18 protein-coding genes and 1 pseudogene are annotated in these 18,368 nt (G+C 63.1%); 6 read left to right on the top strand and 13 right to left on the bottom strand.

Going from position 1 to position 18,368, the window contains the following annotated elements; genetic code table 11:
* Positions 1-18: 18 nt before the first annotated feature.
* The 3 genes from Mspo_RS00095 to Mspo_RS00085 all read right to left on the bottom strand — a co-directional run bounded on the left by Mspo_RS00095 (position 19) and on the right by Mspo_RS00085 (position 4,762).
* Entirely contained in the window at positions 19-1,713 is a 1,695-nt protein-coding gene (locus Mspo_RS00095; protein WP_256366332.1) for an ABC transporter ATP-binding protein, read from the bottom strand.
* A 156-nt stretch (positions 1,714-1,869) separates the two neighbouring features.
* Positions 1,870-3,900 carry an acyltransferase family protein gene (locus Mspo_RS00090; RefSeq protein ID WP_159725909.1) on the bottom strand — a complete coding sequence of 677 codons (2,031 nt, stop codon included), beginning with the start codon at positions 3,898-3,900 and terminating at the stop codon, positions 1,870-1,872.
* A gap of 49 nt (positions 3,901-3,949) precedes the next feature.
* Positions 3,950-4,762: an FkbM family methyltransferase gene (locus tag Mspo_RS00085; RefSeq protein WP_159725908.1), complete on the bottom strand. Its 813-nt coding sequence runs from the start codon at positions 4,760-4,762 to the stop codon at positions 3,950-3,952.
* 901 nt (positions 4,763-5,663) lie between these two features.
* Here Mspo_RS00085 and Mspo_RS00080 point away from each other — a divergent pair.
* On the top strand, positions 5,664-5,939 hold the full coding sequence (locus Mspo_RS00080) for a DUF1153 domain-containing protein (protein WP_159725907.1): 276 nt from the start codon (positions 5,664-5,666) through the stop codon (positions 5,937-5,939).
* Positions 5,940-6,009: 70 nt separating this feature from the next.
* On the opposite strand, the gene Mspo_RS00075 is transcribed toward Mspo_RS00080, so the two are convergent.
* Positions 6,010-6,987 (bottom strand): UPF0104 family protein, encoded by a 978-nt coding sequence (locus tag Mspo_RS00075; RefSeq protein WP_159725906.1) that lies wholly within the window; start codon positions 6,985-6,987, stop codon positions 6,010-6,012.
* A 251-nt stretch (positions 6,988-7,238) separates the two neighbouring features.
* Entirely contained in the window at positions 7,239-7,613 is a 375-nt protein-coding gene (locus tag Mspo_RS00070) for a flagellar export protein FliJ (protein ID WP_159725905.1), read from the bottom strand.
* A gap of 239 nt (positions 7,614-7,852) precedes the next feature.
* Between Mspo_RS00070 and Mspo_RS00065 the strand changes: the two genes are divergently transcribed.
* On the top strand, positions 7,853-8,347 hold the full coding sequence (locus Mspo_RS00065; RefSeq protein WP_159725904.1) for a cupin domain-containing protein: 495 nt from the start codon (positions 7,853-7,855) through the stop codon (positions 8,345-8,347).
* Positions 8,348-8,502: 155 nt separating this feature from the next.
* Positions 8,503-8,706, top strand: a complete 204-nt coding sequence (locus Mspo_RS00060; RefSeq protein ID WP_159725903.1) for a hypothetical protein — start codon at positions 8,503-8,505, stop codon at positions 8,704-8,706.
* A 6-nt stretch (positions 8,707-8,712) separates the two neighbouring features.
* Here Mspo_RS00060 and pqqE read toward each other — a convergent pair whose 3' ends face one another.
* The 5 genes from pqqE to Mspo_RS00035 form a co-directional block, all read right to left on the bottom strand.
* On the bottom strand, positions 8,713-10,188 hold the full coding sequence (pqqE, locus tag Mspo_RS00055) for a pyrroloquinoline quinone biosynthesis protein PqqE (RefSeq protein WP_159725902.1): 1,476 nt from the start codon (positions 10,186-10,188) through the stop codon (positions 8,713-8,715).
* Positions 10,189-10,200: 12 nt separating this feature from the next.
* The gene (locus Mspo_RS00050) at positions 10,201-10,500 is read right to left on the bottom strand and encodes a hypothetical protein (RefSeq protein WP_159725901.1); all 300 of its coding nucleotides are present in this window, start codon (positions 10,498-10,500) and stop codon (positions 10,201-10,203) included.
* A gap of 139 nt (positions 10,501-10,639) precedes the next feature.
* Entirely contained in the window at positions 10,640-11,398 is a 759-nt protein-coding gene (gene pqqC, locus Mspo_RS00045; protein WP_159725900.1) for a pyrroloquinoline-quinone synthase PqqC, read from the bottom strand.
* A complete protein-coding gene (gene pqqB / locus Mspo_RS00040; protein ID WP_159725899.1) occupies positions 11,395-12,324 on the bottom strand; it encodes a pyrroloquinoline quinone biosynthesis protein PqqB in 930 nt (309 codons plus the stop codon). The genes pqqC and pqqB overlap by 4 nt, the downstream gene beginning before the upstream one ends.
* Positions 12,325-12,544: 220 nt before the next feature.
* Positions 12,545-13,900 (bottom strand): PLP-dependent aminotransferase family protein, encoded by a 1,356-nt coding sequence (locus Mspo_RS00035; protein ID WP_159726125.1) that lies wholly within the window; start codon positions 13,898-13,900, stop codon positions 12,545-12,547.
* Positions 13,901-14,075: 175 nt separating this feature from the next.
* On the opposite strand from Mspo_RS00035, the gene Mspo_RS00030 reads away from it, so the two are divergent.
* Positions 14,076-14,939 (top strand): DMT family transporter, encoded by an 864-nt coding sequence (locus tag Mspo_RS00030; protein ID WP_159725898.1) that lies wholly within the window; start codon positions 14,076-14,078, stop codon positions 14,937-14,939.
* Between the two features lie 4 nt (positions 14,940-14,943).
* Here Mspo_RS00030 and pssA read toward each other — a convergent pair whose 3' ends face one another.
* Both pssA and Mspo_RS00020 read right to left on the bottom strand, forming a co-directional pair.
* A complete protein-coding gene (gene pssA / locus Mspo_RS00025) occupies positions 14,944-15,783 on the bottom strand; it encodes a CDP-diacylglycerol--serine O-phosphatidyltransferase (RefSeq protein WP_159725897.1) in 840 nt (279 codons plus the stop codon).
* 25 nt (positions 15,784-15,808) lie between these two features.
* The gene (locus tag Mspo_RS00020) at positions 15,809-16,507 is read right to left on the bottom strand and encodes a phosphatidylserine decarboxylase (protein WP_159725896.1); all 699 of its coding nucleotides are present in this window, start codon (positions 16,505-16,507) and stop codon (positions 15,809-15,811) included.
* Positions 16,508-16,677: 170 nt separating this feature from the next.
* Between Mspo_RS00020 and Mspo_RS00015 the strand changes: the two genes are divergently transcribed.
* Positions 16,678-16,935: a hypothetical protein gene (locus Mspo_RS00015; RefSeq protein WP_159725895.1), complete on the top strand. Its 258-nt coding sequence runs from the start codon at positions 16,678-16,680 to the stop codon at positions 16,933-16,935.
* A gap of 103 nt (positions 16,936-17,038) precedes the next feature.
* Entirely contained in the window at positions 17,039-17,809 is a 771-nt protein-coding gene (cobS, locus tag Mspo_RS00010; RefSeq protein WP_159725894.1) for an adenosylcobinamide-GDP ribazoletransferase, read from the top strand.
* A gap of 221 nt (positions 17,810-18,030) precedes the next feature.
* On the opposite strand, the pseudogene Mspo_RS00005 reads toward cobS, so the two are convergent.
* Positions 18,031-18,368: pseudogene (locus Mspo_RS00005) on the bottom strand (hypothetical protein); the annotation flags it as partial.

The following is an 18,368-nucleotide window of genomic DNA, read 5'->3' as shown; positions in this document are numbered from 1 at the left end:
AAACGAGGGGGCGATGGCTCACGCCGACAAGCTCAGGCGCCGATGGTCCAGCTCGTGATAGTGCGCTTCGCGCAGGAGCCTTCCGTCCTTGAGCTCGATGACGATGTCGCAGTCTCGAAGGGTGGAAATTCTATGGGCGATCATCAACACCGTCATCTCTCGGCTGAGCGACTCGATGCCTCGCATCACCGCGTTTTCGGTGGTGTCGTCCAGGGCGCTGGTCGCCTCGTCCAAGATCAGAACATCGGCCTGCTTATACAGCGCGCGAGCAAGTCCGATACGCTGACGTTGCCCACCTGAAAGTCTCACGCCGCGTTCACCGACCACGGATCGATATTGTTCCGGCAAAGTATCGATGAATTCGGCGACTTGCGCCTTCGTCGCGGCGATGCGAACGCGTTCCATGTCGATATGATGCGCATTGGCGCCGAAGGCGATGTTTTCGGCGATGGTCGCATCGGCAAGATAGATGGATTGCGGCACATGCGCGATGCATCTCTGCCAAGCCCTGTGATTTTCCGGGCCGAGCCGTCGCCCGTCGATCTCGATGACGCCGCTCGTCGGTTCGAGAAGGCCCATGACAAGATCGATGAGAGTGCTCTTGCCGCTTCCGGTCTCGCCGACAAATCCGACGCGGTCGCCCCGGCGAATGCGGAGGCTCACCTCGTGAACGGCGTCAGGAGAATCGTCATGATAGCGGAAAGTCACGTCGTGGAGGACGATGTCGCGTTCGAAGTCCAGACGATCGGCGGACGAGGACGTCGCACATTCGGAAATCGGCTTGTCCAAGAGAGTGACGACGTCGGTAAGGCTGCTCGCATTCGCGTTCAAGGCCGCGCAGCTGAGATAGATCGTCTGCATTTGCGGCAACAGTCTTTGAGCGCCGATCGCGAGCGCTCCCAGCACGGGGATGGCCTCTGACAATCCGCCCGGCCGCAAGCTCAGCCAATAGGCTAGAGCGGCGATCATCGTCATCCCTACGGATTCGATCAGGTAGCGTGGCGAGCTGCTTATGAAATAATTGGCCGCCTGAGCGCCTCGCCGTGCGCATTCGATGGCCTCGAACCGATCGATATAGACTTCCTGAGCGCCATCGAGGAGCACATCGCGAATGCCGCCCAATCCCTCTTGAACGGCCTGAACGCGTCGCGTTTCATTTTCCGCGATCACCTTGCTGTTTGCGCGCAATCGAAGCCCGGTGGCGAAAGTGACCGCCAGATAGATCAGGGTAAATCCAAGGCCGCAGAGGGTCGCCACAATGGCGTCGACATAGATGAGCGCCACGAGTATGGCGACGGAAATGATGACGGCGTTCGCGCTCTGAATCAACGGACTGATGACGCCGGTCACGATGGTCTGGGTCTTGTTGAGGCCCGCGATGACCTCGCTGGTGTTATGAAAAATGTGGAATTTGTATGGTTTGTAGAGCGTGCGGCGATAGACTTCTGCGCCGATGTCTGCGCCGATGTCGAAAGTCGATTTGAAGCCGAGCCAGGAAACGAACATTCTGATCGCCGCCGCGCACATTGCGACGAAGGCGAAGACGATCGCAGCTGCGAGCACGATGCTGTCGCCGCCCGACCGCCACGCGATCGCGTGGAGCAGATTTTGCAAAAATGGATAGCGGGAGGTCTGCGCCGGATCGGCGAGCAGAGAGAGAAAGGGCAACACTGCGCCGAATGTGGCGAGTTCCGCGGCGGCGGCGCAAAACATTGCGACCCACAGACTGACGAGCTGCCAGCGCCGCTGGGCAGGAAGATAGGTCAGCAAACATCGGAGTTTGCCGCTCGACACGAGGAATTGGTTCATGGTCGGAGAAGAAGTCATTGAAATTTTCGCCTTGTTTTGTCCAGCGGCGGTCGTCTCGTTTCAGCGACGAGGGCGTCGAGAGTCTCCTCTCACCAGAACTCGATCGCCGACGACCGAGCGCTCGATCTGATCGGCAAGGCTCGGATGGTCTCGAGCAATGAGCTTTCCGATATGTTTTGAGCCATCTATATTCAAGTGATGGAAGTCCCTGAACAGCAGGACGCCGTCCCGCGCCATGCTGCATTCGGTCTCGTCGCAGAGCAGTCCCGCGATTGGAATGATTTCGACCGCTGTGGTTTTCGCGGCGACAGATTGCAAGATCGAGCGAAACAGCCGAAGCTGACTGTTCGTCAATTCTGCGTTTTGAGAGCAATTGTTCGTTTGGCCCAACCTTCCGGCGTATTTGCATTTGTGCGGGTCGAATGAGAAATTCGGAACGTCGTCGGTCACGTAAATCCGCTTGCCTGCGGCGGCGAGATATCTCACGGTCTCGAGCAGATCGGATTCGAGCTTTGCGGCGTCGTCGTATCGGGCGGCGAGCTTCGCATTCCAATGGGCCGACAAGATCACGGCGGAGATATTCTCGTCGCTCGCGACGTAGGAAAATATATGCTCGAACTCCTTGTCATTGGCGAAAGGTATGCCGCCCTGGCCGTAAACCGCCAAATTCGAGCCGGGAAGCGCTTCGGCCAGTCCGGGGAACAAATGCTCGGCGTGGCTGTCTCCGACGAGGGCGATTTGCTTTTCCGGCGTCGGCGCCGATTGAAAACATCTCGGGATCCCGTGCCAGATGTCCGATTCTCGTCGTAGCTCGATCGGGGTGCATGGGAAGAAATTGTCCTGCAAATAGTCGAAGAATCGCTCGTTGCCGATATCGCCGGCGTTGACGACTTTCGGCGTCTCGATCACATGAAGCCGGAAGTCGTCTTTCGTGTAGGCGTTCCATCCGACCCAGCCCGCGCAGACCATCAGGCTCAGCAGGACGGCGGTCACGCATTTGCCGCCGGCGGCGAGGCGTATGGGCGTTTCGACCAATCGATAGGTGAGCCAAGCGAGCAAAATCGAAACGAGAACCGCTACGAGACGAAGTTGTTGTGACACTTCGCCGCTTTGGAAAATGCGTGAGAACGATAGTAGCGGCCAGTGCCAGAGATAGAGCGGGAAACTGATCAGGCCGAACCACACCAAAATAGGACTGGATAAGATGGTCCTGTTCGGCCAGGCGTTCGCGCCTGCGGCAATGATCATAGCGGCGCCGGCCGTAGGCGCGATGGCCAGCCAGCCGGGGAAGCGCTGATCCTTGTCGATCAGCAGAACCGCCGCTGCGATCAACAACCCGCCTGCGCAAGACAGAAAGTTGCCTGAAATCACCCCCATTTCGGGTCGATGGGTCCCGGCCGCGGATGTATATGACGCCAGCGCCGAGCCGATCAGCAGCTCCCAGAATCGCGCTTGCGGAGTATAGAACGCGGATGGCGCATCTTTGCTCACGTAGAATATATTGAATGCAAATGAAATAAGTGCAAGAACGGCTACTACAAATGATATATTTACATTTTTAAATCTGAAAAACAGAATAAGTGCTGGCCATATTATGTAGAACTGCTCTTCGATGCCGAGAGACCACAAGTGTAGAAGTGGTTTCGTATCCGAATTGTTGTCAAAATAGCCGCTCTCGCTCCACAGTATCAGATTGCTCACAAAGGCGGCTCCGCCTGCTACGTGCTTGCCGAGCTGCGTGTATTCGTCGGATATGAGTATTATTTGTGCAATCAGAAGACACGAAAACAAAACAAGCAGCGTAGAAGGAAATATCCTTTTTATGCGCCGTCTGTAAAATTCCGATATGCTGAAAGCGCCTTTCGAGATATCTCCTAGTATAATTGACGATATGAGAAATCCGGAGATAACGAAAAATATGTCTACTCCGATAAATCCTCCATGTATCCGTCCCGGAGCTGCGTGGAAGGCGACGACCAGAATAATGGCCAATGCACGGAGGCCGTCGATATCTGGCCTATAATTTTCGCTTCTCGAATAGACCGGTTCCGCTTCGAGGGGGTTCCTCCTCGAGGCATTTCTCTCGTCCATGGATAATGGAGATTCTTCAAGTGAAGAAAGGTTGGACGGCGGAGCCCCGCTAATATGTCGCATGTGTGTCATACCAGCCGGTGCCAGCGGAAAAGAGTCTCGCCAGTATTCGTCGCGATATACCGTTTTTTACATTACGAAATATTCCAGTGTGCGGTCCGACAAAGCGCATGTTCCAATAAATCCACCGGTAGGATCGGACGACTTGGTCGTAATCGATCCAGCGTCCCGGCAATTCTCTGCCGAAGAGTCCGCTCGTCCCCGCGCCGAATTCGTAGTCTACATATTTTCCTTCACGCGAAGGCCTGGGACAAACATGCCTGTAGACATTGTTTTGGAGGATGATCTGAAACTTGCTGTAGCCGAGGCGCTTGAGCAGATCCAATTGATGCATCGTGGCGGCCGAGGATATTCCGCTGGCCTCGACGGAGATATATTTTGGTTTTTCGCTGCGGCCCACCAAGCCTTTCAGGCATAAATGATCATATCCTTCGATGTCGACCTTCATGTAATAGGGCGTGCCATGTTCGTCGAAAACGTCCGCCATCGTCGTCGAGTGGACTTGAATTTTGTGGCTCGCGGCGCCGAGCGCTTCATAACGCTCCATGAGGTCCGCGTCGGCGGTTCCCCATAGGGATTTTTTCTCGTTCACGAAAAAGTCGATCGTTCCGGGAGTCTCGCTGATCGCGCGATTGACGATCGTCAATCGCTTTTCGGCGATCTCGGCGGAAAAGCGCTCTTCGCAATGGCGACAGAGCGATGGATTTGCTTCTATCCCGACAACGTCGAATCCTTTACGGAGATAAAAGTCCGTATCGGCTCCCGAATGCAGCCCTACGTCATAAATAAGATTTTCGTGCATGTGAGGCTATTCCGTCGCATTTATTATCGATTGATCGAATTTTGTCTGAAGCGGGTCGAGCGGTCGCGGCGAATGTGTCGACGCATGGAAGGAAACGGAGCTCGCACCATGGGGCGCTCAGTGAAAATGAGTTCGGCCATGCTACCGCCGTTCGGGTGAAGTCTGCCGCTTCCCCAGTCGTCGGCCGTTCAATTACGCCCCGCCATCGGAGGCTGCGGTCTGCTCGTCGCGTCGAAGCGCAGAACGATCGTCACGGCGGCGCGTCGCAGGCCGTGCATACGGCATGATCATTCGCGACGGTCGACGCCCGGTCGCTCGTGGCGAAATGCGGAGGCGGTCACGGGCGCCGCCCGGCTCGCGGTCGGAAAGCGGCGCGCAATTGCGGCGTCGTCACAGAACGAGGCGAAATGCGGCCGCGCCCGAGTTTGTGACGGCATGTCCGAGACGTCGTTCGTACTGGCCGAGAACCGATGGATCGCAAGCGCCTTCTCCCTCGTCGTCTCGTCGAACGGACTTTAACCATTACCGGAACGAGGGGCAATCGGTGACGCCGGCGGATATGGGCGCCGGATAATACGTAGATACTGTGAGCCGTTCGTAGGGGACGCCGCCGTTATTGCGCTGTTTTCGGCCCGCCCGCGGCGCGGGCGATCGAGAATCCAAAGCCGCGGCCGATCCTTTTGTGTCGTTGCTCGGGATTCACGAGTCGGCCTGCCGGGAACGCCGACGCTTTTTCGGCTCGGGCGACGCCGTCCCATCCTCTCTTCCTGCGCGGCCGTGGGCTATGGTAAACGCCGATTCGCAATTGGCCGCAAACACAGGAGTTTGGCTTAGGCAAATGTTAAATCGGCGCGCCTATAGAGGGTGGGTCGAGTGATCGTGAGAGTAGGCGAGTAACAAAATGACCGAGACGCATCGTCCGCGTGTCAAATATGTCATCGGTCCCGATGGCAGCCCCTTGACCGTCGCGGATCTGCCGCCGCCCACGACGAAGCGCTGGGTGATCCGCCGCAAGGCCGAAGTGGTCGCGGCGGTGCGCGGCGGGCTTCTCTCCCTCGAGGAGGCCTGCAACCGCTACACGCTGACGGTGGACGAGTTTTTGAGCTGGCAGATGTCGATCGATCAGCATGGCCTCGCCGGATTGCGGACCACCCGCCTGCAGCAATATCGCATGTGATCCCGACGCTCCTTGGGAGCGGCGCAACGCAGAGCCGGTTCGCCCAAGGGCGGCCGGCTCTTCGTTTTTTTTAGCTCTCGCCGCCGCCGCGGCCGCGCAGCGTCTCGGCGAGGCGTCCGCGCTCGAACAGCAGCACGACGACGAGCGCGATCATCAGCGGCACGATGAGATAGAGCAGCCGGAACACCAGCAGCGCCGCCAGCACCTCGAGCCGCGGCACATCCGGCATGGCCTTGATGAAGATGAGCTCGAAGACTCCGAGTCCGCCCGGCGCATGGGAGACGAGCGCGGCCGAGAAGGAGAGCAGGAAAGTGCCGAGCACGACGATAAAGGGCGTGTTGCTGCCCTCCGGCAGAGCGAAATAGATGATGCCGGCCGCGCCGATGAGCTCCAGAGGCGCCGCGAACATCTGCCGGATCATCACCTCGGGGCGCGGATACATCACATGGATCTTGCCGAGATCGATCGGCTTGAAATGCATCAGCGAGCCGATGACATAGAGCGCCACGGCGCCGAGGCAGGCGAGGCCGATGGTCAGCGCCGTATGCTCATTGGTGAGCACATCCGGCAGCATTCCGGAGAGGCGGCTCAAGAGGCTCGGCTGATAGGTGAGCAAAATTCCCGCGAGCAGCACCGTGCCCAGGCCGAAAGTGTAGGAGCACAGCACGACGAGCACGGCCACCTGGCCGGCGGTGAGCCCTTTGGTGGAATAGGCCCGATAGCGCACCACCGCGCCGGAGAACACCGTGGCGCCGATATTGTGCGACAGCGCGTATGTGGTGAAGGAGCAGACCGAGATGAATAGCCAGGAAATGTGCTTCACGCCGAGGTGGAGCAGGGCGATGCGGTCGTACCAGGCGAGCGCCGCATAGGCGAGAAGTGTGGAGAGGCCGGCGGCGGTCCAATGAGAGACAGGAATGGCTCGAAGATCGGCCCAGACCTCCTCGCCGACCGATTCACCGCGAAACTCGCCGTAGAGAAGGTAGAAAGAGGCGATCACCGCCACCAGCCCGACGACGGGCCAGACATATTCCAAAATTTTTTTCATGGGGCGCTGCGTGTTCCGCGCTCCCGGTGCGGAGCGCGCGCTCTCACTGGCATGGCGGCGGCGGGACCGCAAGCCTGAATGCCGGCGTCCGCTCGTCCGCGGCGCCGCCCGGCTCGAGGCGGGGTCGTTGGTTGAGCGGCGCGCGTGCAGAGACGGCGGCGCCGAAGATCATCTGTCGGCCTCTGGCTGCGGCTCTTCGGCTCGCGCCTCTTTTATTTTCTGGTATTTTCTGGCCTGAGCGCCAAAAAAGCTCAGATTCGTCGCTCGGCGATCAGATCGACGGCGCGGTCGCCGCCGCGGTCGCGGGCTTCCTGGCCCTGGGCCTTGGTCAGCTCCTCGCCGGCGTCCTTCATATGGGCCTCGGCCTCGACGAGCTGGTCCTTCAGATCCGCGATCGAGCGCAGCAGATTGTCTCGGCGCGTGCGGGCGGCCTGGGCGTAGGTCGGATAGGCGAAATGATTGGGGTCGGTGATATTCGCCCGCTGTTCTTCATGGACGATCTCGCGATCGAGGTCGCCCGTCATGCGGGTGAATTCGGCGATCATGGTCTGAAGCTGCGCCACGCGGCGGCGGCACTCTTCGGCGTGAAAACGTTTCAGCCGAACCAAGGCATCTCGCGACTTCATGACACTACTCTCCGGTACAAGTTACTTACTTACTGCTCGAGCGAACTCATTCGCTTCACCCGCGAGACGACAGAAAATATGGCGCAAGGAGGTTGCTCGAGTGTTACTGGGCCGAGAATTCTCCATCGGCATCAAAAAAGCGCCGTAATTTCAATTCGTCCCGCTTCGCGCCGGCGCATGCGCCCTATATAGGCGCGCGCGGGGACCACGCCCGTTTCTGACGAATGGAGGAGGCGGAGATGAGACGAGCCTATGCAATGATTGCGGCGGCCGGGGCCGTCGCCTTGTGTCTCGGAGCGCCGGCGGGGGCCGATCAGGTCGGAACGCACAAGGTCCTGCTGCCGGGCGACATTCGCTATTCGGCGGCGCCGGCGGCTCTGCCGGCCGGGGCGGAGGCCGCGGTTCTTTATGGCGATCCCACGAAAGAGGGCATGTTCGTGATGCGGCTGAAGGCGCCCAAGGGCTATCGCATCGCTCCGCACACACATCCCAAGCCCGAGGTGGTGTCGGTCGTCGCCGGGCGCATGCGGCTCGGCCTCGGCCAGGCGGCGGACCGGGCCAGCGTCGAGGAGCTCCCCCCAGGCGCTTTCTCGACCATGCCCCAGGGCGTCGCCCATTACGCCTTCTTCGAAGAGGAGACGGTGATCCAGCTCGACGGCATGGGGCCCTGGCGCATCGACTATGTCGACCCGAGGGACGATCCGCGCAACCAGATCGCGCCGGCGCAGAGGTGAGGGGGGCGGTTGTCTCCCGCCGCCGAAAGCGTATGATCCTCTAGCGTCTTTCCATGTTCAATTGAAACAGGGAAAGACGCTAGGTTTCTGTTTTGACGCGTTTCCAGCCGAACCGGCGTCCACTTCGGCTGGAAACGCTCTAAAGAGGACTCGATATGCCCGAAGAGCCCGATAACGTCGTGCTGGTCTATTTGCGCCGTTTGAACGAGCGGCTCGACGTGCTGCACGACGACAATCGGGAGATAAAGACGCGGCTCGGCATCCTCGAGCAGCAGGGCGCGTCCCTGTCCAGCCGCATCGACCGGATCGAATTTCGACTGGACCGGATCGAGAAACGCCTCGATCTCGTCGAGGTCTGACGCCGCTCAGGCCGGCTGCTCGTCCAGCGCCGTCTCCTTGCGGTCGGCCCCGCCGACGCGGCGATAGACGAAGGGCGGCGCCGGCAGCAGCGACTCTTTTTGCCCGAGCGCCGCGAATTCCTCGTGATGGGGCGAGCGATGGCAGGCCGGATCGGTGGCCGTCGCATCGCCGGTGACGGCGAGCGCCTGACAGCGGCAGCCGCCATAATCGACGCCGCGCTTGTCGCAGCTGCGACAGGGCTCCGTCATCCATTCCTCGCCGCGGAAGGCCTCGAAAGCCGCGCCATCGCGCCAAATGTCGCCGAGCGGACGATCGCGCACATTGTCGAAGGAAAGTCCCGGCAAGGTCTGCGCGGCGTGGCAGGGCAGCGCCTTGCCCGAAGGAGTCACCACCATGATGCTGCGGCCCCAGCCGCCGGTGCAGGCCTTGGGGCGCGAGGCGTAGTGGTCATGGATCACGAAATCGAAATTGAGCACGCCCTGCAGGCGCTTTTTCGCCTCTTCCACAATGCCGACGGTCGCCAGGAACTTCTCTTTCGTCGGGATCAGCGCGGCGCGATTGAGCTCGGCCCAGGCGTAATATTGAATATGCGCCACTTCCAGCCGCTGCGCGCCGACCTCTACCGCGAAATCGATGATCTGCGGCAGATGGTCGATGTTCTGGCGGTGGATCGGCGCGTTGATGGTGAGGCCGAGGCCGAGCTCCCGCGCCCAGCGCGCGACGTCGCGCTTCTTCTCGACGCCGCCCTCATAGGCGGAAATATGGTCCGCGCTCTCGGGGACGACGTCCTGCACCGAGACCTGCACATGATCGAGGCCGATCTCGGCGAGGCGGCGTAAGCGCTCGCGCGTCAGCAGCACGGCGGAGGTCACGAGATTGGTGTAGAGCCCGGCGTCGACGGCATGGGCGAGTATCTCCTCGAGATCGCGGCGAATGGTCGGCTCGCCGCCGGAGAGATGCAATTGCAACGCGCCGATCGAGGCCGCCTGAAGAAAGACGTCGCCCCATTCGCCCGAGGTGAGCTCGCCATTGGCGCGCTCGAGCTCCAGCGGATTGGAGCAATAAGGGCATTGCAGCGGACAGCGATGGGTGAGCTCGGCGAGCAGGCCCGCCGGCCCGCGCTCGAAGGGCGCATAGGATCGCGCCGTCTGCGAGAGAGGAGGGGGCGAAAAAGCGTCCGGCCCGTCGCGCAGCAGGCGCTTGTCGGCGAGGCCCTGCAAAAGCGCGATGACGTCCTTCTGGATCACCTCCACGGGCGCGGCGTAAGCATTCGCGAGGCTCTGCGAGATTTCGGCGACGCTCGCGGCGCCGTCGACGAGGCCGAGCACGGCGAGGCCGATGGCGTCGAGCTCATAGGCCCGTTCCGGCGCGAGGATCACCTTGCGCCGCCGCACGACATCCTCATGCAGGCGCGCATAGCGCGTGAAGGCCGGGCGAGAGTCGGCGGCGATCTGATAGCGGGTGCAGGCGTCGGCAGCCATCGGCTCGGCTTCTCAATTCGTCGGCGCGCGCGTCACGCCCAAGAGCGTCTCGACATGGCGCAAGCGTTCCTCGAACTCGCTGAGGAGGACGCCATGGCCGATCGCCGAAGAATGATATTCCACGACGGCGCGACGCAGCTCCACGATACGTTCCGCAACGCGCTTCTCGCTCGCGAGCATCTGTCCTTCCATCGCGGCGAGATCCGATGCGACGGCGGTCGCGAGCCGATCTATGCGTGTATTCGTCTCATCGATTTTCGTGTCGATCCGACGCAGCAACTGCAGCGTCAGGTTTTCGGGTTCGTCGACCACGGCTCGACTCCTCGTTTGCCGCTCGCGGACGAAGACGGGCGAGCATGGATCGCAGTGCGCTCGAAAGCGATCTATCATATCCCGCTCGATTTCGCACCGTCCAATCAGGAGCCTCGCAGGGGTCAGCTCCTTCCTTCCATCACGTCTGCGGCGCGAAAGCGCCCGGCGGGATGAGGCCGGTCACATAGGCCTGATGGAGCGCGTCGAGCTGCGCCCACAGCACGTCGCATTTGAAGCGCACGGCGCCGACGCAGGCTTCCTGCTCCGCCCGCGTATAGGCGTGCTCCTTGATATACGACAGGGCGAAATCGCTGTCGCGCGGCGCCTGGGAGAGGCGGCGCTTGAAATAGGCCATCACCGAATCGTCGACGAAGTCGTAATTCTCGAGCATTCCGGCGATGCGCTCGCGATGGATCGCCGGCGCGAACAGCTCGGTCAGCGAGGACGCGACCGCGACGACGAGCGGCTGCTCGACGACGAAGCGCACATAGGCCTCGACGGCGAATTTCGTCGCCGGCAGCGCGCCCTTGCGCGAGATGACGTAATCGCGCGAGAGGCCGAGCCCGTCGGTCAGCACCAGCCAGCGCTCTATGCCGCCCGCCTCTTCGCCCAATCCGTCGTGATCGTGAATGCGGTGAATCCATTCGCGCCGCAATTCGCGATCATGCACGCGGCTCATGAAGGCCGCGTCCTTGCGCGGAACCGCCTCCTGATAGCAATAGCGATTGAGCGCCCAGGCCTGCACCTGGCCTTTGTTCAGCTTTCCGCCATGCAGCATCTTATGGAAAGGATGCTTGTCGTGATAGCGCTCCTCGCCGACGGCGCGGATCGCCGCCTCGAAAGCCTCCTTCGACAAGGGCGGCGCGTCATGCCACTCGGCCGTCGAGAAGTCGTTCATAGCGTCACCTCCATGCCGTCCTCGCCGATCTCCCATCCGGCCGCATTCACGATCCCACGTTCCTTCGAGAATGCGCCGAGCGTCGGATTGGAGTTGTTGATGTGCACATAGATCTTGCGCGCGACGGAGAGCTCCTCGAAGGCTTTCATCGAGCCGTCCTCGCCGCTCATATTCACATGGCCCATGCGCGAGCCGGTCTTGCCGAGCAGTCCCTGCTCGATCATCTCATTCTCATGGAACAGCGTGCCGTCGAAGAAGACGAGGCTCGCGCCGCGCAAGCGCTCTTTCAGCGGATCGTCGATCTTCGCGCAGCCGGGAATGTAGAAGAAAGATTTGCCCGTCGCCGTCTCGATGATCTCGACGCCGAGCGTGTCGCCCACTCTCGTGCCGAAATCCGTCGCGCTCTTGTCCTCGAGCCAGAGCGCGATTTTTCCATGCACGGGAAAAGCCTTCACGGCGAGGCCGAGATCGACGCCGGCGCCGTGCAGAGGGATCGCCTCGTCGAAGGGAAATTCGACGCGCGTCACCAGCTCGGGCACGAGAATGTCGAAGATGCGATTGCCGGCGAGCACATTCAATATGCGCCCCGACGAATAGATCGAGAAGGCCTGCGCCTCGCGAAGATTGAGCAGGCCGGCGACATGGTCGACGTCGCCATTGGTCAGCACGACGGACTTGATCGGGCTCGCGCGCAGACCGTCCCTCGGCCCGGGCGAGAGCTGCGGCGCCTGCGCGATCTGCTGGCGCAGGTCCGGGGAGGCGTTGAGCAGCACGAAATTCACGCCATCGGCGCTCGCCGCGAGCGAGGATTGCGTGCGCGGCGAAAAGCCCGCCTCGCCCTCGCGCACGGCGCGGCAATTGGCGCAATTGCAGTTCCATTGCGGGAAGCCGCCGCCGGCGCCCGATCCGAGTATTTTGATGAACATGACGCGATCCGCGGCGGGCCGCCTGTTTCGACGCGCCGTCTCTCCTCTCGAGCCGACGTTCTAGAGCGAAACCGCCTCCGGTCGAAGCGCTGTTTCGCTTTCCTCCCGATCTTTGTTTATTTTTCCCGACGCTCGCGCGGCGGGAGGCGGGTCTTTCGCCGCGCGCACTATGTCGAGGCCGCTGGAGGACCGCAAGCGCCAGATGGTCGCACGCAGCGCTCTAGCAGGGCGACCGCAGCGCGCGCGCGAGGGACTCATAGATGCGCGGATCGTCCGATTGCGAGACGTTGAAGCGCAGATAATCGCGCGCCGTCTGGCCGAGGCTGAAGGCGTTGCCGGGCGCGAGCACAATTCCCTCCGCGAGGCAGAAACGAGCGATCTGCGAGGCGTCGGCCTCGCCTGGCAGGCGCGCCCAGACGAACATGCCGGCCTTGGGCTCGAGGAAGGGCTCGATTCCGAGCGCTTCGAGACGGCGGATCGTCGTCGTCATGGCCCCGGCGAGCCGGGCGCGCAGCGCCTCCAAATGGCGGCGATAGCCGCCGTCCTTCAGCAGCGTCAGCGCGATCTCGGCCGAGAGCCGCGGGCTTCCGAATTGCGTGGCGAGGCCGATGTCGGCGATCTGCTCGATCCAATCGGGCCGCGCGGCGATATAGCCGCAACGCGCGGCGGCTGAGAGCGTCTTCGAAAAGCTGCCGATCTGAATGACGTTTCGAAGGCCGTCGAAGGCGGCGAGGCGGGGCGTCGGAATCGCCTCGAAATCGGCGAAAATATCGTCCTCGACGATGACGAGGCCGGCGGGCTCGGCGAGCGCCATCAGCCGATGCGCCTTCGTGGAGGAGAGCGCGGCGCCGGTCGGATTGTGGACGGCGGAATTGGTGATGTAGAGGCGTGGGCGCTTCTGCGCGAGCGTCTGCGCGAACACGTCGAGGTCGGGGCCGTTCGGCGTCATCGGCACGCCGACGATAGCGGCGCGATGCGCCTGCAACAGAGCGCGGAAATTGAAATAGCAGGGATCGTCGATCAGCACAGTGTCGCCGGGCTCGATCAGGAAACGGCAGACAAGATCGATCGCCTGCGTTCCGGAGCCCGTCAGCAGGATCTGATCGGGCGCGGCGGCTATGTCGCTCTCGCCCAGCCGGCGGGCGATGAGGCCGCGGAGCGCGGCGAGGCCCAGCGGCTCGGAATATTCGGCGAGGGCGGCGGGGCTCCCGCGCGCGGCCGTTTTCAGCGCCCGGCGTAGCGCCGCCTCGGGCATCCATTCGGCCGGCAGCCAGCCGCAGCCGGGGCGCAGCATCCCCTCGCCGGCCTCCAGAGACTGGCGCGACACCCAGAGCGGATCGACCTCGCGGTCGAGGCGCGGTCCGAGCTTGCCCAGCGCCAGAGGCGCGAGCGGCGCCGAGACATAGAAGCCGGAGCCGGGGCGCGATCTTATGACGCCCTCGGCGGCCAGCCGCTCATAGGCCTCGACCACGGTGGAGACAGAGACTCCCATCGAGCGGGCCGCCTGCCGCACCGAGGGGAGGCGCGCGCCCGGCGTCAGCTGGCGCGCCGCGATCCGCTCGCGGATCGTCGTCATCACCAGCTCGATCCGCTTCGGCGGGGAGGAGATTTCGGTCAAAGCGTATTGCCTCCATAGCCATTACAGTTCAGGACATCTGTTAAAACAGTTTCAGAAAACTGTATCGATCCGTCTCTGGCTGGACAAGGGCCGTCCGTCCGATCCTTCGCGCCCGAGGAAAGGACGATGCGTCATGAACAGGACGACGGAAGGCTGGCTGAACGGAGCGATCGGGGTTTTGATCTTCAGCGGATCGCTGCCGGCGACGCGCGTCGCCGTCGCGGGCTTCGACCCCATGTTTTTGACGGGGGCGCGGGCCTCCATCGCCGGGCTGCTCGCGCTCTGCCTGCTCGCCGCTTTTCGCGAGAGGCGGCCGACGGGCGGCGAGCTCCTGTCGCTCCTCGGCGTCGCCTTGGGCGTCGTGGTCGGCTTTCCGCTGCTCAGCGCATTGGCGCTGACGCGCATGACCTCGGCCCATTCGCTGGTCTTTGTCGGGCTGCTGCCATTGGCGACCGCCGCCTTTGGCGTGTTGCGCGGCGGCGAGCGGCCGCGGCCGGGCTTTTGGTTCTTCGCGCTCGCCGGCGGCGCGCTCGTCGCCGGCTTCTCCTTGGCGCGCGGCGGCGGCGCGATCGCGTCCGGCGATCTGCTGATGCTCGGCGCGATCTTCGTCGCCGGTTTCGGCTATGCGGAAGGGGGCCTATTGTCGCGCCGGCTCGGCGGCTGGCGGGTCATATGCTGGGCGCTGGCGCTGTCCTTGCCGGCGATGTTCGCCTTGACCGCCGCCAGCGCGCCGGAGGGCCTTGGCGCCGCGCCGGCCGAATCCTGGCTCGCGCTCGCCTATGTGGCGTTGTTCAGCATGCTGATCGGTTTCGTGTTCTGGTATCGCGGCCTCGCGCTCGGCGGCATAGCGGCGGTCGGACAATTGCAATTGCTACAACCGCTGCTCGGCCTTTGCCTCGCGGCGCTGATCCTCGGCGAGACGGTCGAACGCTCGCTCCTGTTCGTCACGCTCGGCGTCGTCGCCGCAGTGGCGGGAGCGAAGGCCTTCGCCAAATGAGCGATCAGGCCGGGCGCGCCTTCTCGGCCTCCTCGCGCGCCAGCGCCTTGTAGCGCTTCACCCCGAAGGGAATGGCGGCGAGATAGGCGAGGCTCGCCAAGACGAGCGTCTCCATCGGATAGATGGCGAGCAGCAAGGCGGTCACGCCGATGCAGAACAGCACGAGAATGACATATTCGCGCGGAATTCGGCCGATGCGCTTGCCCGAGAAATGCGGAATGCGGCTGGCCATCAGAAAGGCGATCGCCAGCACATAGACGATGAAGAACGGAACCAGCCCGCGCGAGCCGGGGAGCTCCACGACCGAGAGATTGAGATAGAGCGGCAGCAGCACGGCCACTGCGCCGGCCGGCGCCGGCATTCCGACGAAGAAATCCGAATGCCAGGCCGGTCGCCCCGGCTCGTCCACGGTCACGTTGAAGCGGGCGAGGCGCAGCGCGCAGGCGATGGCGAAGACGAGCGCGGCGAACCAGCCGAGGCCTTTGATCTCATGCAGCGACCAGAGATAGAGCAGCAGCGCCGGCGCGACGCCGAAATCGACGAAATCGGCGAGCGAGTCGAGCTCCGCGCCGAAGCGAGAGGTGCCTTTGAGCGCGCGCGCGAGGCGTCCGTCGAGGCCGTCCAGCACGGCGGCGGCGATGACGGCGGTCACCGCCGTGTCGAACTTGCCTTCCGTGGCGTAGCGTATGGCGGTCAGGCCCATCGACAATGCGAGCAGCGTGACCAGATTGGGCAGCACCACGCGGATCGGAATGTTGCGGAAGCGCAGTCTGCGCCGTTCGGAGGCGGACAATTGCGCTTCAGGGTCTTCGCGGCCGGCGTCGAAGGAAAAAGGTTCGTTCATCGGGAGGCCTCTCGCGGGCGGCGGCTCAGCCGGCCTTGAAGCTCAAAGGGGCGGCGGTGGAGGTCACATCCGCCAATATGGTCTCGCCCGCGACGGCGCGCGAGCCCACGGCGACGCGGGGCTTGGCCCCCGTCGGCATATAGACGTCGACGCGCGAGCCGAAACGGATGAGGCCGAAACGGTCGCCGACGCCGATCGGCTCGCCCTCCTGCACGAAGCAGACGATGCGTCGCGCCACGAGGCCGGCGATCTGCACCACGCCATAGCGGCCGGACGGCGCGTCGATGACGATTCCGTTGCGCTCATTGTCCTCGCTCGCCTTGTCGAGGTCGGCGTTGAGGAAGGCGCCGGGCTTGTAGGCGACCTTGATGATGCGGCCGGTGATCGGCGCTCTGTTCACATGCACGTCGAAGACGCTCATGAAGATGGAGACGCGCTGCAGGGGCTCCGCGCCGAGCCCGAGCTCGGCCGGCGGCAGGAAGAAGCCGATGGAGCAGACGACGCCGTCCGCCGGCGACACCACGAGACCCTCGCGCAGGGGCGTCAGGCGCTGCGGATCGCGGAAGAAATAGACGCACCAGCCGGTGGCGATGAAGCCGATCCAGCCGAGCGTCGAGGAGATCCAATGCAAGAGCAGGGCGGCGATGGCGAAAGCGGCGATGAAAATATAGCCTTCCGGATGAATCGGGACGAGCGATTTGCGGACCGAATCGAGGATCGACATGGAATTGAGGCTCCCAACGCGGCCCGTCGCCGCAGGCGGGGCGAGTTTTGACATTTCACGGCGCGAAAGTCACGCGGGCCAGAGCGGCGGCGCCCTTGCCCAAAATATCGATTCACGACAGATAGGCGCAGTCGCGCCCAATGAGGCCGACAGCCCCTCGGGGAGGAAACATGAAAGACAAGATTCGCAATGGAAGCGCGCTGGCCGTGGCGGCCGTCTCTCTCGCTCTCGCGGGCGTAGCGACGGCGACGATGGCGGCGACGCCGGGCAAGGTGCAATGCATCGGCGCCAACAGCTGCAAGGGGCAGAGCGACTGCCACAGCCCCAAGAACGCCTGCAAGGGGATGAACGCCTGCAAGGGCAAGGGCTGGGCGTTCGCCGAATCCGCCGAAGCCTGCGCGGCCGCCGGCGGCAAGACGCTGAACTGACCACGCTGAACTGAGCGGAGCGTCCTCCCCCGCCGCGCCTGCCGCGGACGGGGGAGGACCCATCCGCTCGACAAAACGCCTCTTTCGCCTCATGAGGGGCGCCATGTTCCGCCCCTTCGTCGACGATTTCCTCGCCTGCCTGCGCTTCTACTCCCGCCTGCCGGTTCCCGCGCCGCGGGGGCATGAGATGCCGGATTTCCGCACCGCGGTGCGGGCGCTGCCGCTCGCAGGCGCGCTCATCGGCCTCGCTCCGGCCTGGAGTCTGCTCGCCGCCCGCGCGCTTTCGCTGCCGCCTTTCCTCGCGGCGACTTTGGCCTTCGCCGCGCTAACCCTCGTCACCGGCGCGCTGCACGAGGACGGGCTCGCCGATCTCGCCGACGGCTTCGGCGGCGGCGCGACGCGCGAGGAAAAGCTCGAGATCATGCGCGACAGCCGGCTCGGCTCCTATGGCGCCGTCGCTCTGACGCTCTCGCTGGCGCTGCGCGTCGGGGCCGTGACGACGATCGCGCAGAGCAGCGGCTTCGAGGCGGCGGCCATTGTCGTTTTCGTGGCGGCGCTCTCCCGCACGGCGGGGCTTCTGCCGATCATGATTCTCGCGCCCGCGCGCGCGGACGGCGCCGGCCATGCCGCCCTGCGCCCCTTCAAGGAGGCGCTGCAGACGGCGGCGCTGCTGGCGAGCGCGATCTCCATTGCGCCGATCGCCGCGGGCGCCTCGCCGGTCACGGTTCTGCTTTCCGGCGCGATGGCCATCGGCGCGGCCTATGCGACCGCCAAGCTCGCCGAGCGGCAGATCGGCGGCCTCACCGGAGACGTGCTCGGCGGCGCGCAGCAGATGGCCGAGATCGCCGCGCTGCTGGTCTTCGCTGCGCGATAGCGGTCGCGCGCAGTTCGGCGGCCGAGAGGGACGAGCAGACGCCCTGCTGCAACAGCCTTGTGTCGCTGATTGATATATTTATGTTAACGTTTTGTTATGAAATAATGTTGCCAGAACAACGCACGCTTTCGGTGCGAATCTAAAGATTGATATCCAATAAATCTAGGAGGCCCCAAATGCCTTTGACAGCTCCTATCCCCTCAAATTTCATCAATCCGACGTCAGTCGCGCTTTCTCTGCTCCACGGCCCAATGGCCGCGGATGGCGCTCGCGAAGGTTTCCGCGGGCGACATGACGGATGACGCATAGAACGCGGTTTCTTCCCGCCGCTTCCTGAGCCCCGTGGCGGCGGAGCGGATCAATGTCGATCGCGTGACGCGCACGATCGCGGCGATCAACGGCGCCCATTCGCCGTCATCGAGAGCAGCGCCGGGAGCGTAGACTTCGACATGCCGGTCTTCCTGGCGATTTCGCGCCAGATCGCGGCTGTCGTGAAGCGCGATCGGAATAGCCGTCGCGACGATGTTCCCGCAGCGTTGTAGCAGGCCCGGCTGATTGC

This window comes from Methylosinus sp. Ce-a6 (assembly GCF_009811655.1).
Taxonomy (GTDB): Bacteria; Pseudomonadota; Alphaproteobacteria; order Rhizobiales; family Beijerinckiaceae; genus Methylosinus.
Note: the sequence above shows the minus strand (reverse complement) of the source record. Positions and strands in the feature narration are given on the sequence as shown.